The sequence below is a fragment of the Aeromonas sp. QDB20 genome (assembly GCF_027707805.1).
In the GTDB taxonomy this organism is placed as follows: domain Bacteria; phylum Pseudomonadota; class Gammaproteobacteria; order Enterobacterales; family Aeromonadaceae; genus Aeromonas; species Aeromonas dhakensis.
On sequence record NZ_JAPCJC010000004.1, the window covers coordinates 225,220 to 238,515 of the forward strand.

Genomic DNA, 13,296 nt, shown 5'->3' on the forward strand with positions numbered 1-13,296 from the left:
CGGTCACTTTATTTTTTTTGCGAATTAATACAATGTCCCCCTTTGGACAGGCTGAGGTGAGGCGGCTCACCGACAAGGGAGTGTGGCATGTATTACGGCTTTGATATTGGTGGCACCAAGATAGCGTTTGCCGTCTATGACGGCGCCTTGAATCTCTGCCACGAGGAGCGCATGAGCACTCCCGGCAATGACTATCAGGGGCTGCATCAGCTCATTCGCGAGCGGGTCGAGCAGGCGGATGCCCGTTTTGGCGCGCGCGGTGCGGTGGGCATCGGCTTTCCCGGCATTCTCAACCGGCACGACCACAGCATAGTGGCGGCCAATCTGCCTTCCATCAATGGTCGCCACCTGGGCGCCGATCTGGCCGAACTGCTGGGCAGACCGGTCAAGGTGGACAACGATGCCAACTGCTTCCTCTGGTCCGAGGTACATCAGGGGGCGGCGGCGGGGGCCGACAGCGCCCTCGGCGTCACCATAGGTACCGGCATCGGCGGCGCCGTCTATCTGGCGGACAAGCTGATCCAGGGCCGCAACTGGCTGGCGGGGGAGATAGGCCACTACCCGCTGCCGGCCACCATGCTGATGAAGTACCCCGACCTGCCTCGTCCCCGTTGCGGCTGCGGCCGTCTGGTCTGTTTTGAAACTTATGCGTCCGGCACCGGGCTGGAGCGGCTCTACCATCACTTTCACGGCCAGCGTGCCAGCGGCCACCAGATAGTGGGGCGCTTCGAGGCGCACGAGCCCCATGCGGTGGCCACGGTCGACTGCTGGCTCGAAATCATGGCCGCCGGGCTTGCCACCGCCATCTCGGTGGTCGACCCCGACGTGGTGGTGCTGGGGGGCGGCCTGAGCGGCCTGCCCGCGCTCTATGAGCAGTTGCCGCTGCGCCTGCCTGGCCATCTGCTGCCCGGGGTCGCCCTGCCCGAGATCCGCGAGGCCCGCTTCGGCGGCGCCGGCGGGGTGCGCGGGGCCGCCTTGCTCAATTTATGAGATCAGATTCGGGGTCTGATCTCCCCAATAAAGGAGTCCATCATGACCTCTCTTGAAATCTGTATCGACAACCTGGAATCCCTGTTTACCGCCCAGGCGGCTGGCGCCGATCGCATCGAGCTCTGCTCTGCGCTGGGGCTGGGCGGTCTGACCCCCTCCTATGGCTTCATGCAACTGGCGGCGCGCCACGCCACCATTCCCGTCTACGCCATGATCCGGCCCCGGGCCGGCGACTTCTGCTTTGGCGAGGGGGAGTTCGAGATGATGCTGCAGGATATCGCAGCGGCCCGTGCCGCCGGCCTGCAAGGGGTGGTGGTCGGTCTGCTGGACGAGGAGGGACGGGTGCCTGCCGCCAGACTCGGCCAGCTGGTGGAGGCGGCGGGGCCCCTTGGCGTCACCTTCCACCGCGCCATCGACCTCTCCTCCGACTGGCGCCTCGACTTGGAGACCATAGTTGCCGCCGGCTGCGAGCGCATTCTGAGCTCGGGCCATGCACCGACTGCGCTGGCGGGGCTTGAGACCCTGCAGGCGATGCAGCAGGCGCTGGCGGGGCGCGCCAGCCTGATGCCCGGCGCCGGGGTCAATGCCGACAACGTGCGCACCATCATCGAGTTTACCGGGGTGAACGAAGTGCACATGTCCGGCATGGGCTGGCGCGGCGGCATGGTGCCCCATGGCGTCAACATGGGCACCTCGGACGATGGCCGGGTCAATATCACCGACGGCGCCAAGGTGGCGGCGGTGCGGGCTCTGCTGGACAGGGCCTGATACGGTTTGAATGTGAGCAGGGGTGATGGTGCTCTGTTTTGCTCCCTTCTCCCCTGGCGGGAGAAGGGCCGGGGATGAGGGGGCTGATGTGAGGCACCTCCCACCTGGGGGCAAAACCGGGGACAGGCCGGCAGCACCCGGCGCAAAAGTCTGATATTATCCCGTCTCTTTTACCCTCAGGACCCGGAGCAACTTCTCAATGTCCCAATACGACTCTATCGAACAGAAGGCCAGCTATGGCATCGGCCGCAACATGGGTGATCAACTGGCGCAGCAAGCCTTCGCCGGTCTGGATATCCCGGCCCTGCAGCAAGGTCTGGCAGATGCCCTGAATGGTCTGGAGTTCGCGGTCAGCCGTGACGATATCAACGATGCCTTCCAGGTCATCACCGCCCGCATGCAGGAAGAGCAGGAAGCCGTTGCCAAGGCTGCCGCCGCCGAAGGCGAAGCCTTCCTGGCCGACAACGCCAAGCGCGCCGAAGTGAAGACCACCGAGTCCGGTCTGCAGTACGAAGTGCTGGTGGAAGGCAACGGTGCCGTACCGGTAGCCGGTCAGTCCGTGCGCGTGCACTACCATGGTACCTTCACCCACGGTGGTGTGTTCGACAGCTCCGTCGCCCGCGGCCAGCCTGCTGAATTCCCGGTAACTGGCGTGATCGCCGGCTGGGTAGAAGCGCTGCAACTGATGCCGGTTGGCTCCAAGTGGAAGCTCTACATTCCGCAGGATCTGGCCTACGGCGCACGCGGTGCCGGTTCCATCCCGCCGTACTCCGCCCTGGTATTCGAAGTGGAGCTGCTGGACATCCTGTGATCCGGCTGGCTTGATTGATACAGACGGCGACCCTCGGGTCGCCGTCTGTTTTTTTGCGCCGCGCACGGCGGGGCATGGGCAGCGCCTGCGCTTTTGGATATAGTCATGGCTCCTGCTGGGAGAGCGCCCATGGCTGCCATCATTGAAGTCGTCGATCTCGTCAAGCACTTCCCCGGCGTCAAGGCGGTGGACGGGCTCAGCTTTGCCATTCCTGCCGGCAGCTGTTTCGGCCTGCTCGGCCCGAACGGGGCGGGCAAGACCACCACCATCGAACTGCTGGAGGGGATCCTCACCCCGGACAGCGGTCAGATCCTGTTCCACGGCGCCCCACGCGGCCCCGACTACCGCTCCCGCATCGGCATCCAGTTCCAGCACACGGCGCTGCAGGATTTCCTGACGGTGCGCGACACCCTGCGACTGTTTGCCAGTCTCTACCCGGCCCCCTTGCCCCAGGCCCAGCTCATCGAACTGTGCGCCTTGGGGGAATTCATCGATCGGGACAGTCGCAAGCTCTCCGGCGGTCAGCGGCAACGGCTGCTGCTGGCCTTGGCGCTGCTCGGCGACCCCGAGCTGCTGTTTCTGGACGAGCCCACCACGGGGCTCGATCCCCAGGCCCGCCACCACTTCTGGCAGCGCATCGAGGCGATCAAGGCGCAGGGCAAGACGGTGGTGCTCACCACCCACTACATGGACGAGGCCCAGCAGCTGTGCGATCAGATTGCCATCGTCGATCACGGCCATCTGCTCAGCCTGGATACTCCGGTCGCCCTGCTGGCCCAACACTTTGAGGGTGTGCTGGTGCGCCTGGCGGCTCACCCGGCCCTCGCCAGCCTCGGTTATCCCCTGCGCCCGCTGGGCGAGCAGGTGGAGCTGAGCTGCCCCGACGTGGCGAACTTGCTACCACGGCTGCTGAGCCTGGGCGTGCCGCTGACCGGCATGCAGGTGCGCTCCCCCAATCTGGAGGATCTCTTCCTCCATCTGACCGGCCACAGCCTGCGGAGTGGCGCATGAACGCGGCCCCGTGGCATCCCGCAGCGGCGCCTGCCGGCATATCGCTTCAGCTTGCCAGCCCAAGGAGCACCAGATGACGGGATCTCTCAAGCGCATCGGGGCGCTCTTCTATGCCCGCAACCTGGAGTTCGTGCGGGATCGGGCCGCGCTGATCTGGAATCTGGCCTTTCCGCTGCTGCTGGTACTGGGGTTCACCCTCATCTTCTCCGGCCCGCCCAAGCCGCTGGTGCAGATGGGCGTGGTGGGGGAACTGCCCGCAGCCTATGCCCCGCTGCGCGCCGTGCCGCTGCTCAAGATCATTCCCTATGACGAGGAGGAGAAGGGCCGGCTCAAGGTGCGCCACCACCAGCTGGATCTGCTGCTCTCGCCCGGCACGAGCCGTTACTGGATCAACCCGGATGCTCCCCAGGGCGCCATGGCCGAGTACCTGCTGCGCCAGGCCGTGCCGGTGCAACTGGTGCGGGAAACCCTGAGCGGGCGCGCCATTCGCTACGGTGACTGGCTGCTGCCCGGGGTGATCGGCATGAACCTGATGTTCTCCGGCCTGTTCGGGGTGGGCTTCGTCATCGTCCGTTACCGCAAGAACGGGGTGCTCAAGCGGCTTGGGGCCACCCCGCTCTCGGCCGCGGAGTTTCTCTGCGCCCAGCTGCTGTCGCGCATCCTGATCACCCTGGTGGTGAGCCTGCTGGTGTTTCTGGTGGCCTACTTTCTGCTCGGGGTGCCGCTGCTCGGCTCGGGCTGGCTGCTGCTGTTGATCGCCCTGCTGGGTGGGGCGTCCATGGCCTCCCTCGGCCTGCTGGTGGCGGCCCGCATCCAGAACGAGGAGCTGGCGAGCGGGCTGCTCAACGTCATCAGCATGCCGATGATGTTCCTCTCCGGCGTCTGGTTCTCGCTGGAAGGGGCTCCAGCCTGGCTGCAGCAGCTGGCGGCCTGGCTGCCGCTCAGCCAGATCATCGCGGCGGCCCGCGCCGTCATGCTGGAAGGGGCAGGCTGGGCCGAGGTGGCGGCGCCACTGGGCTGGGTCCTGCTGTTTACGCTCTGCTGCATCACCCTGGGCAGCACCCTGTTCAAATGGAGTCACAGATGAAGCTATCGATGAAGTCACTGCCGCTGGTTGGCGGAACCCTGCTGGCCCTGCTGCTGAGTCTGCCGGCCAGTGCCGGCGCCATGCGCTGCAAGAATGCACTGATCACCGAAGGGGACAGCACCGCCGAGATGCTGATCAAGTGCGGCGAGCCCATGCTGCGCGAGGAGCTGACCCGCAACGAGGAGAACCAGTTCGGCAACCTGGTGCAGGTGAAGTATGGGGAGCGCTGGACCTACAACTTCGGCAAGAACGAGTTCATGCGTTTCGTCACCGTGCGCAACGGGGTGGTCACCGACATCGAAAACGGCCCGCGCGGCAATTGATCCTGCCGACCGGATGCTGCGCGCCGAGTGCGGTGGTGTGGCTCCGGTCTCTTTCCGGTGTTTACGCCCCCGTTCCCACCTTTCATCCCTCTCTTCCGGTTGCCCGGTATTGGTTCATTCCCCCCAATAACGGGCCCTGTTGGTAGCAAAACGCGCCCGATAAATGCGTTGTCAGCGCGTTTTTCTGCCCCAATCCGGTGCGCCCGATTTTTTGCGAAAAATAATCCTCACGTTATCGGGGGCTTGGAACCGTAGGCCATTTTGCGAATAAGGGTCTATTTTTAATTCTAAGAGTGCATATCGGCCCGTTGACCTATTTTGTGCTGCTGCACCAAGGTTGGGCCGGCTTGCACCGATTGACAGGTTTTTGAGCCGCTCGATAAGCTGTGAAAAAGCAGGGAAACGAAGGCATCTTGCCAGGTTCTGGTGCCTATTTGAATCAAACCACAGGGAAGCGTGAGATGAAGCAGATACACAAGGCAGGTATGGTGATGGTGCTGTCGCTGGTGGCAGCCAATGCATGGGCAGACGGCACCCTGGATGCCGTCAAGAAGAAGGGATTCGTGCAGTGCGGGGTGGGTGATGGCCTGCCTGGCTTTTCCAATCCGGACGCCAAGGGCACCTGGACCGGTCTGGACGTGGACGTGTGCCGCGCCGTGGCCGCGGCCGTGCTGGGGGATGCCGGCAAGGTGAAGTATGTCTCCCTCACAGCCAAGGAGCGTTTCACCGCCCTGCAGTCCGGCGAGGTGGATCTGCTGTCGCGCAATACCACCTGGACCCTGACCCGGGACGGGTCGCTGGGCCTGACCTTTGCCGGGGTGAACTACTACGATGGTCAGGGCTTTCTGATCAAGCAGTCCCTCGGGGTGAAGAGCGCCAAGGAGCTCGACGGTGCCGCCGTCTGCATCCAGTCTGGCACCACCACAGAGCTCAACCTGGCGGACTATTTCCGCGCCAATGGCGGCATGAAATATACCCCTGTGGTGTTCGATACCTCGGATCAGACCGTCAAGGGCTTTGAGGCGGGCCGCTGCGACGTGCTGACCTCGGATCAGTCCCAGCTCTATGCCCTCAAGATCAAGCTCAGCAAGCCGGCGGAGGCCATGGTGCTGCCTGAGGTGATCTCCAAGGAGCCGCTGGGGCCTGCCGTGCGCCAGGGTGACGATCAGTGGTTCAAGGTGGTGCGTTGGAGCCTGAACGCCATGCTCAACGCCGAGGAGGCCGGGGTCACCAGTGCCAACGTGGACGAGATGCTCAAGTCCACCAACCCGGATATCCGTCGTCTGCTGGGGCTGGAAGAGCCCAAGGGGTCGGTGCTGGGGCTGGATGACAAGTGGGCCTACAACATCGTCAAGCAGGTCGGCAACTATGGCGAATCCTTCGATCGCAACGTCGGTGCCGGCTCCCCCCTCAAGATCGAGCGCGGCATCAATGCGCTCTGGAACAAGGGTGGCCTGATGTACGCGCCGCCCATCCGCTGAGTCGACAACCATCGGGGGGCCGAGGCCCCCCATTTCCCCTGGCTTTGTCGGAGTCATCCTCATGGCGTTACACGCATCAAACCATAGGAAGGAACAGGGCCGCTGGTGGTATGACGCCAAGGTGCGGGCATTGATCTTCCAGTGCCTGGCCATCGCGGTCGTGGTCGGCTTCCTGTTCTACATCATCCACAATGCCCTGACCAATCTGGCCACCCGTGGCATCACCACAGGCTTCGATTTTCTGGGCAACACGGCGGGCTTTGGCATTCTGCAGAGCCTGATCCCCTATGACGAGACCTATACTTTCGGCCGTACCTTTCTGGTGGGGCTGCTCAATACCCTGCTGGTCTCCGTGCTCGGCATCCTGTTTGCCACCCTGCTCGGTTTCATGCTCGGGGTGGCGCGCCTGTCGCGCAACTGGCTGGTGGCCAAGATAGCGACCGTCTATATAGAGACGTTTCGCAACATCCCGCTGCTGCTGCAGATCTTCTTCTGGTACTTCTCGGTGCTGCGCACCCTGCCATCTCCGCGCCAGAGCGTGGATCTGGGGGGGCTCGCCTTCCTCAACGTGCGGGGCTTCTATCTGCCCAAGCCCCTGTTCGAAGAGGGATTCGGCTACGTGCTCTGGGCATTGCTGATCGCCGTGGTGCTGAGTTGGGGGCTGAGCCGCTGGGCACGGCGTCGCCAGGCCCTGACCGGCAGGATATTCCCGTTCTGGCGCAGCGTGGCTGCCCTGGTCATTCTGCTGCCGGGCGCTGCCTTCTTGCTGGCGGGCAGCCCGCTCAGCTGGAGCGTGCCAGCCCTGCAGGGGTTCAACTTCCGGGGCGGTCTGACGGTCTTGCCCGAGCTCGCGGCCCTGCTGCTGGCGCTGACCATCTACACGGCGGCGTTTATCGCGGAGATAGTGCGCTCCGGCATTCTGGCCATCAGCAAGGGGCAGACGGAGGCGGCCTCCGCCCTCGGGCTCTCACCCGCCAAGACGCTGCGGCTAGTGATCATTCCCCAGGCGATGCGGGTCATCATCCCCCCCTTGACCAGCCAGTATCTGAACCTCACCAAGAACTCCTCGCTGGCCACGGCCATCGGCTATCCGGATCTGGTGTCTGTGTTCATGGGCACCACCCTCAACCAGACCGGGCAGGCCATCGAGGTCATTGCCATGACCATGGGGGTCTATCTCGTCATCAGTATCACCACCTCGCTGCTGATGAACATCTACAACCGCAGAATGACGCTGGTTGAGCGCTAGGGAGCAGTCATGTTCGTGAACGAATTGCAGGAGGCCCTGCCACCTCCCAACCATCGCCGGGGCCTGGTCGCCTGGCTCAGGCAGAATCTGTTTCCCAACTGGTGGAACGGCTTGCTGACCCTGGCGCTGGCTTATCTGCTGCTGCCGCTGATCTGGTCTGCCCTGGACTGGGCGTTGTTCTCCGCCACCTGGCAGGGGAGCAGCCGCGAGGCCTGCGGCCAGGGCGGCGCCTGCTGGATCTTCATCGAGAGCCGGCTGGGGCAGTACCTCTATGGCTTCTACCCGGCCGATCAGTACTGGCGCATCAACCTGACCTTCGCCGGCCTGGCAGTGTTGCTGGCCCTACTCATCTGGCCCAAGACCCCGCGCAAGGGGTGGCTGGCGCTGTTCACCCTGCTGGTGTTTCCTGTCATCGCCTTCTTCCTCATCCATGGCGGGGCTGGGCTCGAGGTGGTGGAGACGAACCGCTGGGGCGGGTTGATGCTGACCCTGGTGCTGGCGGTGGTGGGCATAGTGGTTGCGCTGCCGTTCGGCATCCTGCTGGCGCTGGGGCGTCGCTCCCACATGCCGGTCATCGCCAGCCTCTGCACCGTCTACATCGAGTTCTGGCGGGCGGTGCCGCTCATCACCGTGCTCTTCATGGCGTCAGTCATGCTGCCGCTGTTCATGAGTACCGAGGTGGAGCTCGACAAGCTGCTGCGGGCGCTCATCGGCATCATACTGTTCCAGGCGGCCTATGTGGCCGAGGTGGTGAGAGGCGGGCTGCAGGCGATCCCCAAGGGGCAATACGAGGCGGGGGAGGCCCTGGGGCTCTCCTACTGGAAGGTGATGGGGCTCATCATCATGCCGCAGGCCCTCAAGATCACCATCCCCTCGCTGGTGAACACCTTTATCTCCCTGTTCAAGGACACCAGCCTGGTGCTGATCATCGGGCTGTTCGATCTGCTGGCCATTTCCAAGGTGGCGCTGGCGGATCCGGCCTGGCTGGGGTATTCCACCGAGGCGTATGTCTTTATCGCCATGATCTTCTGGATGTTCTGTTTTGGCATGTCCCGCTACTCCATCTATCTGGAGCGCAAACTCAACACGGGCCACAAGCATTAGGAGTAGTTTCGAGATGAAAACGGACGCTGTCGTCGAACTGAAAGCAGTCAACAAGTGGTACGGTGAATTTCACGTGCTGCGCAACATCAACCTGCAGGTGGGCAGAGGGGAGAAGATCGTCATCTGCGGACCATCGGGCTCTGGCAAGTCCACCATGATCCGCTGCATCAACCGGCTGGAGGAGCACCAGAGCGGGGACATCCTGGTCAAGGGCACGGCCCTGACCTCGGATCTCAAGAACATCGAGGCGGTACGCCGGGAGGTGGGCATGGTGTTCCAGCACTTCAACCTCTTCCCCCACCTGACCGTACTGGAGAACTGCTGCCTGGCGCCCATCTGGGTCAAGCAGTTGCCGCGCAGGGAGGCCGAAGAGATCGCCATGAACTTCCTGCGTCGGGTGCGGATCCCGGAGCAGGCCCTGAAGTATCCGGGTCAGCTCTCCGGCGGCCAGCAGCAGCGAGTCGCCATCGCCCGCAGTCTCTGCATGAACCCCCAGGTGATGCTGTTTGACGAACCCACCTCGGCGCTGGATCCCGAGATGGTGCGTGAGGTGCTGGACGTCATGGTGGAGCTGGCACACGAGGGGATGACCATGCTCTGCGTCACCCATGAGATGGGGTTTGCCAAGCAGGTGGCGGATCGGGTGATCTTCATGGACCGGGGACAGATCATCGAGGAGAACGTGCCGGATCAGTTCTTCGACAACCCCCAGTCGGATCGGACCAAGCTGTTCCTCTCCCAGATCCTGCAGCATTGAGCCGCATGGGGGGATGTCGTCCATAAAAAAGCCCGCACTCTGGTGAGCGGCGGGCAAGTAGTAAAAGCATGGACGCAGACTACAAAACAGAAAGGACTATGGAAGTTACCCCAACAGCAGGGTGGTGTGGCGCAGGCCGCGAACCTCCAGATTGATCTGCCGGGCCAGACTCAGGGTCTGACGGCAGGTCAGGCTCTCCAGATTGATCTCGCCGCCGCTGAACTCGAACCGCCCGTGGGTCTCCACCATGAAGCTGCCGTGATGGAAGCTCTTGATGTAGCGGGCAATCTGGCGGGGAGACAAGTTCTTGAACACCTTCATCACAAAACACCTGTTGTGTGGACAGGGCACACTATGGCCTCGTCAGGTGACACGGATGTGACAATTTATGGAGATTTGTATGAATCCGGATTGCCGTCGGTGGCCGGCCGAGAGGGAATTGAAAAAAGGCTGCCATGACAAGCCGTTACCCCGATATACTGCGGTCACTTGGATGAATCAGAAGGGTCTGCGTGTGGAGTGGGTGGATGTGGTGGATGGAGAGAACCGGGTGATCGGCGTGGCCGAGCGGGCCAAGGTGCGGCGAGAGAACCTCTGCCACCGCGCCAGCTATATCCTGGTGCTCGACGAGGCTGACCGGATCCTGGTGCAGCGGCGTACCCTCAGCAAGGATTTCTGCCCCGGCATGCTGGACGCCTGCGCCGGCGGCGTGGTCACCACGGGCGAGCAGATGGAACCCTCCGCCCGCCGCGAACTGGCCGAGGAGCTGGGCATCGAAGGGGTGCCGCTGCAGGGCTTTGGCACCTTCTATGCCGAAGGGGAGGGCTACCGGGTCTGGGGCGGCCTCTATAGCTGCCACTATCAGGGGCCGCTGCGGCTGCAGGCCGAAGAGGTGAGCGAGGTGTGCTGGATGAGCCAGGCGGAGATAGCCGCGCGGGCTGCCGAATTCACCCCCGACTCTTTGCTCGCCATCGCCACCTGGCAGGCGCGGCGCTGAGCAGCGTTGCATGCAGAACGGGCAGCCAGTGGCTGCCCGTTCTGTTTCTGGACGGATGGAACCTCATACCAGCCTGAGCCGCCGGTTGGTGCGCCCGCAGGGGCTGGCACCGGCGAGCCAGTGGCCCTGCCACTCGGTCACCAGGCGCAGCAGCGGGTATTCCAGATCGAGCCGGGTCACCACCAGCTGGCCGACGGTGTCGCCGATGACCGGCTCGCCGCTGGCCAGATCGATGATTTCGACCAGACAGTTCTCGTTGACGATGAACCCCTGGCCGGGCTGGCTCTCGTAGGCTATCACCCCGGCATCCTGCAGCAGCAGGCAGTTGAGCGCGCGGATGCCGTGCACCGCCTGCAGCGGCCGGGTGTCGGGGTGGGACGATTCGCATAGCAGGGCGCAGCGCAGGCTGTCGCTCGGCACCTCGGCCCGCTCTGCCGCCTCCAGCAGGTCCAGCAGCACCGCCAGCGGTCCGACGAAGCCGGTCGGCTCAAAGCGCTGCAACGCCTCCAGCTGGCGGCGGGTATCGTGGGGGCCGCAGGGTACCACCGGGCTCCCCAGCTGACGGGCGCCGTTGTCGAAGATGAAGGCGGTGGGGCTGATGTGGTAGTCGTGGCCGTTGAGCAGCACCTCCCCGGCCTTGAAACCGGCGGCGAACAGGGCCCGCGCAGCCCCCCACCAGTCGGCCCCGGCATATTCGGGAATGGCCAGCTGGCTGGGGCAGGCAAACACCCGCAGCGCCTGGCTGGCGGGGCGGCCGGTGAGGCCGGCAAAGGGCGGGTGGGCCTGCTGGGCGGCGAACAGCTCGCCGGCATTGAGCAGGGGCAGGCTGGCCAACTCCCCCAGATCCTGCAGGCGGCGCTGGCGATAGACGCTGGAGTAACCGGTACAATACTGGCCGACATGGGCAAGCAGGTGGTTGAGCTGATCCAGCTGCTGCTGCTCGCGCAGGGGGGAGGGGCGAATTTCCAGTCCATCGTAATAGTGCTGCATGAGGCCTCCTTGGTCGGCTGATCCTGCTCAAGGTTAGTTCAAATGATCCCGGTAAAGGGGGGCCTGTGTCACAGCGCGGCCGTGGGGTAGACTGGGGCTCCTTCCCTCCACTTAAGGATGAGCACAATGATTGCGACGGGTCAGACCCTGCCTGCGGGCGAATTCACCTTCATCACCCCAGAGGGGAAACAGCAGCGGGATAGCCACAGCCTGTTTGCCGGCAAGCGGGTGGTGCTGTTTGCGGTGCCCGGCGCCTTTACCCCCACCTGTTCCAACGCCCATCTGCCGGGATACGTGGTGCTGGCGGACCAGTTCAAGGCCAAAGGGGTGGATGCCATCTGCTGCCTGTCGGTCAACGACGCCTTCGTGATGAAGGCGTGGCAGGATGCCCAGAACGCTGCTGCCATCACCATGCTGGCGGACGGTGACGGCAGCTGGACCCGGGCCCTGGGGCTGGCCAAGGAGACCGGCGCCTTTGGCGGCGTGCGCGCCCAGCGCTTTGCCCTCATCGCCAATGACGGCGTGGTGGAGCGGCTCTTCGTGGAGGCGCCGGGCAAGTTCGAGGTGTCGGATGCAGAGAGTCTGCTGGCGGCGCTGTGAAAGATTAATCGCCGTTTGATTTCATCTTGAAATAGCAAGGCGGCCCGTTACACTGTTGCCGCGTTTGGATGGAGCCAGGCAAGTTGCCTGGCTCTCGTGTTTGCCGTGGATGAGATAGAAAAATATGACCCTGGCTTTTGTTGCCCTGATTGCCGGACTGGCGTTGCTGGTCTGGAGTGCCGACAAGTTCGTGGACGGTGCCGCCGCCACCGCCCGTTATGCCGGTATGCCGCCGCTGCTCATCGGCATGGTGATCATCGGTTTTGGTACTTCGGCCCCTGAAATGGTGGTCTCCGCGCTGGCGGCCTCCCAGGGCAATCCCGGGCTGGCGCTCGGCAATGCCTATGGCTCCAACATCACCAATATCGCCCTTATTCTCGGCTTGACGGCCCTGATCAGCCCCATCGCCGTGGCTTCCCAGGTGGTGCGCAAGGAGATCCCCATCCTGCTCGGCATCACCCTGCTCTCCGGCGCCCTCTTGCTGGATGGTCGCCTGGATCGCACGGACGCCGCGATCCTCGGCGTGGTGTTCCTGGCGCTGATGGGCTGGTCTATCTGGGCCGGCATGCGCGGCAAGGGGGATGCGCTGGATGCGGAGACCGAGGAGAGCATCGACAGCGAGGGCATGTCCCTCAAGCTGGCCCTGTTCTGGCTGGTGGTCGGGCTGGTGCTGCTGATCGGTGCCTCCCGTCTGCTGGTGTGGGGGGCGGTGACCATAGCCCAGGGCTTTGGCATCAGCGATCTGGTGATTGGTCTCACCATAGTCGCCATCGGCACCTCGCTGCCGGAGCTGGCCTCCTCCCTCATTGCCATTCGCAAGAACGAGCATGATCTGGCTCTTGGCAACGTGCTCGGCTCCAACCTGTTCAACACCCTGGCGGTGGTGGGCATCGCGGCCGGCATTCACCCGCTGGACGTGGCACCTGAGGTGCTCTCCCGCGACTGGAGCCTGATGATGGGGTTGACCCTGTTGCTGCTGGTGATGTGCCTGGGCCGCAAGGGGCAGGGGCGCATCAACCGGCTGGAGGGGGGCGTGCTGCTCGCCTGTTTCGTCGCCTACACCGGCTGGCTGCTGACCAGCCAGTTTATCTGACGATTCGCCAGACCATAACAAGAAGGGGGAAGCAT

At 63.7% G+C, this 13,296-nt stretch carries 15 protein-coding genes; 13 read left to right on the forward strand and 2 right to left on the reverse strand.

The window, feature by feature from the left end; translation table 11 throughout:
• Positions 1 to 87 precede the first annotated feature (87 nt).
• From PG897_RS06765 to PG897_RS06810, 10 genes are all read left to right on the forward strand, one after another.
• Positions 88 to 990, forward strand: coding sequence for an ROK family protein (locus PG897_RS06765; protein ID WP_201880438.1), 903 nt, complete (start codon positions 88 to 90; stop codon positions 988 to 990).
• 42 nt (positions 991 to 1,032) lie between these two features.
• Positions 1,033 to 1,758 carry a copper homeostasis protein CutC gene (locus PG897_RS06770; protein ID WP_017765750.1) on the forward strand — a complete coding sequence of 242 codons (726 nt, stop codon included), beginning with the start codon at positions 1,033 to 1,035 and terminating at the stop codon, positions 1,756 to 1,758.
• Positions 1,759 to 1,957: 199 nt separating this feature from the next.
• A complete protein-coding gene (locus tag PG897_RS06775; protein WP_005298548.1) occupies positions 1,958 to 2,569 on the forward strand; it encodes an FKBP-type peptidyl-prolyl cis-trans isomerase in 612 nt (203 codons plus the stop codon).
• Between the two features lie 129 nt (positions 2,570 to 2,698).
• Positions 2,699 to 3,580, forward strand: a complete 882-nt coding sequence (locus PG897_RS06780; protein WP_095593188.1) for an ABC transporter ATP-binding protein — start codon at positions 2,699 to 2,701, stop codon at positions 3,578 to 3,580.
• Between the two features lie 73 nt (positions 3,581 to 3,653).
• Complete coding sequence (locus PG897_RS06785; protein WP_270828798.1) at positions 3,654 to 4,667, forward strand: ABC transporter permease; 1,014 nt, start codon at positions 3,654 to 3,656, stop codon at positions 4,665 to 4,667.
• On the forward strand, positions 4,664 to 4,990 hold the full coding sequence (locus PG897_RS06790; RefSeq protein ID WP_005298553.1) for a DUF2845 domain-containing protein: 327 nt from the start codon (positions 4,664 to 4,666) through the stop codon (positions 4,988 to 4,990). The genes PG897_RS06785 and PG897_RS06790 overlap by 4 nt, the downstream gene beginning before the upstream one ends.
• A gap of 461 nt (positions 4,991 to 5,451) precedes the next feature.
• Positions 5,452 to 6,471, forward strand: a complete 1,020-nt coding sequence (locus tag PG897_RS06795; RefSeq protein ID WP_005298555.1) for an amino acid ABC transporter substrate-binding protein — start codon at positions 5,452 to 5,454, stop codon at positions 6,469 to 6,471.
• Positions 6,472 to 6,532: 61 nt separating this feature from the next.
• Entirely contained in the window at positions 6,533 to 7,720 is a 1,188-nt protein-coding gene (locus tag PG897_RS06800; protein WP_236660892.1) for an amino acid ABC transporter permease, read from the forward strand.
• A 9-nt stretch (positions 7,721 to 7,729) separates the two neighbouring features.
• Positions 7,730 to 8,824, forward strand: a complete 1,095-nt coding sequence (locus PG897_RS06805; RefSeq protein ID WP_126882321.1) for an amino acid ABC transporter permease — start codon at positions 7,730 to 7,732, stop codon at positions 8,822 to 8,824.
• Between the two features lie 13 nt (positions 8,825 to 8,837).
• A complete protein-coding gene (locus PG897_RS06810; RefSeq protein ID WP_005298561.1) occupies positions 8,838 to 9,581 on the forward strand; it encodes an amino acid ABC transporter ATP-binding protein in 744 nt (247 codons plus the stop codon).
• Positions 9,582 to 9,686: 105 nt separating this feature from the next.
• Here the strand turns inward: PG897_RS06810 and PG897_RS06815 are convergent, their stop codons facing one another.
• Positions 9,687 to 9,902 carry a DUF1107 domain-containing protein gene (locus tag PG897_RS06815; RefSeq protein ID WP_005298562.1) on the reverse strand — a complete coding sequence of 72 codons (216 nt, stop codon included), beginning with the start codon at positions 9,900 to 9,902 and terminating at the stop codon, positions 9,687 to 9,689.
• Positions 9,903 to 10,074: 172 nt separating this feature from the next.
• Here PG897_RS06815 and yfcD point away from each other — a divergent pair, with 172 nt between their 5' ends.
• On the forward strand, positions 10,075 to 10,578 hold the full coding sequence (gene yfcD / locus PG897_RS06820; RefSeq protein ID WP_017783488.1) for an NUDIX hydrolase YfcD: 504 nt from the start codon (positions 10,075 to 10,077) through the stop codon (positions 10,576 to 10,578).
• Between the two features lie 63 nt (positions 10,579 to 10,641).
• On the opposite strand, the gene PG897_RS06825 is transcribed toward yfcD, so the two are convergent.
• Positions 10,642 to 11,568: a phenylacetate--CoA ligase family protein gene (locus PG897_RS06825; protein ID WP_201880452.1), complete on the reverse strand. Its 927-nt coding sequence runs from the start codon at positions 11,566 to 11,568 to the stop codon at positions 10,642 to 10,644.
• A 126-nt stretch (positions 11,569 to 11,694) separates the two neighbouring features.
• Between PG897_RS06825 and PG897_RS06830 the strand changes: the two genes are divergently transcribed.
• The gene (locus PG897_RS06830; RefSeq protein WP_017780615.1) at positions 11,695 to 12,168 is read left to right on the forward strand and encodes a peroxiredoxin; all 474 of its coding nucleotides are present in this window, start codon (positions 11,695 to 11,697) and stop codon (positions 12,166 to 12,168) included.
• A 124-nt stretch (positions 12,169 to 12,292) separates the two neighbouring features.
• Positions 12,293 to 13,261: a calcium/sodium antiporter gene (locus tag PG897_RS06835; RefSeq protein WP_005298570.1), complete on the forward strand. Its 969-nt coding sequence runs from the start codon at positions 12,293 to 12,295 to the stop codon at positions 13,259 to 13,261.
• Positions 13,262 to 13,296 lie beyond the last annotated feature (35 nt).

Excerpts from the sequence above, each read along its gene's own strand:
- PG897_RS06810 (WP_005298561.1), top strand. The coding sequence starts at position 8,838 with ATGAAAACGGACGCTGTCGTCGAACTGAAAGCAGTCAACAAGTGGTAC.
- PG897_RS06825 (WP_201880452.1), bottom strand. The coding sequence starts at position 11,568 with ATGCAGCACTATTACGATGGACTGGAAATTCGCCCCTCCCCCCTGCGC.
- PG897_RS06790 (WP_005298553.1), top strand. The coding sequence starts at position 4,664 with ATGAAGCTATCGATGAAGTCACTGCCGCTGGTTGGCGGAACCCTGCTG.
- PG897_RS06815 (WP_005298562.1), bottom strand. The coding sequence starts at position 9,902 with ATGAAGGTGTTCAAGAACTTGTCTCCCCGCCAGATTGCCCGCTACATC.
- PG897_RS06795 (WP_005298555.1), top strand. The coding sequence starts at position 5,452 with ATGAAGCAGATACACAAGGCAGGTATGGTGATGGTGCTGTCGCTGGTG.
- PG897_RS06765 (WP_201880438.1), top strand. The coding sequence starts at position 88 with ATGTATTACGGCTTTGATATTGGTGGCACCAAGATAGCGTTTGCCGTC.
- PG897_RS06835 (WP_005298570.1), top strand. The coding sequence starts at position 12,293 with ATGACCCTGGCTTTTGTTGCCCTGATTGCCGGACTGGCGTTGCTGGTC.
- PG897_RS06800 (WP_236660892.1), top strand. The coding sequence starts at position 6,533 with ATGGCGTTACACGCATCAAACCATAGGAAGGAACAGGGCCGCTGGTGG.
- PG897_RS06770 (WP_017765750.1), top strand. The coding sequence starts at position 1,033 with ATGACCTCTCTTGAAATCTGTATCGACAACCTGGAATCCCTGTTTACC.
- yfcD (WP_017783488.1), top strand. The coding sequence starts at position 10,075 with ATGAATCAGAAGGGTCTGCGTGTGGAGTGGGTGGATGTGGTGGATGGA.
- PG897_RS06830 (WP_017780615.1), top strand. The coding sequence starts at position 11,695 with ATGATTGCGACGGGTCAGACCCTGCCTGCGGGCGAATTCACCTTCATC.
- PG897_RS06785 (WP_270828798.1), top strand. The coding sequence starts at position 3,654 with ATGACGGGATCTCTCAAGCGCATCGGGGCGCTCTTCTATGCCCGCAAC.
- PG897_RS06805 (WP_126882321.1), top strand. The coding sequence starts at position 7,730 with ATGTTCGTGAACGAATTGCAGGAGGCCCTGCCACCTCCCAACCATCGC.
- PG897_RS06780 (WP_095593188.1), top strand. The coding sequence starts at position 2,699 with ATGGCTGCCATCATTGAAGTCGTCGATCTCGTCAAGCACTTCCCCGGC.
- PG897_RS06775 (WP_005298548.1), top strand. The coding sequence starts at position 1,958 with ATGTCCCAATACGACTCTATCGAACAGAAGGCCAGCTATGGCATCGGC.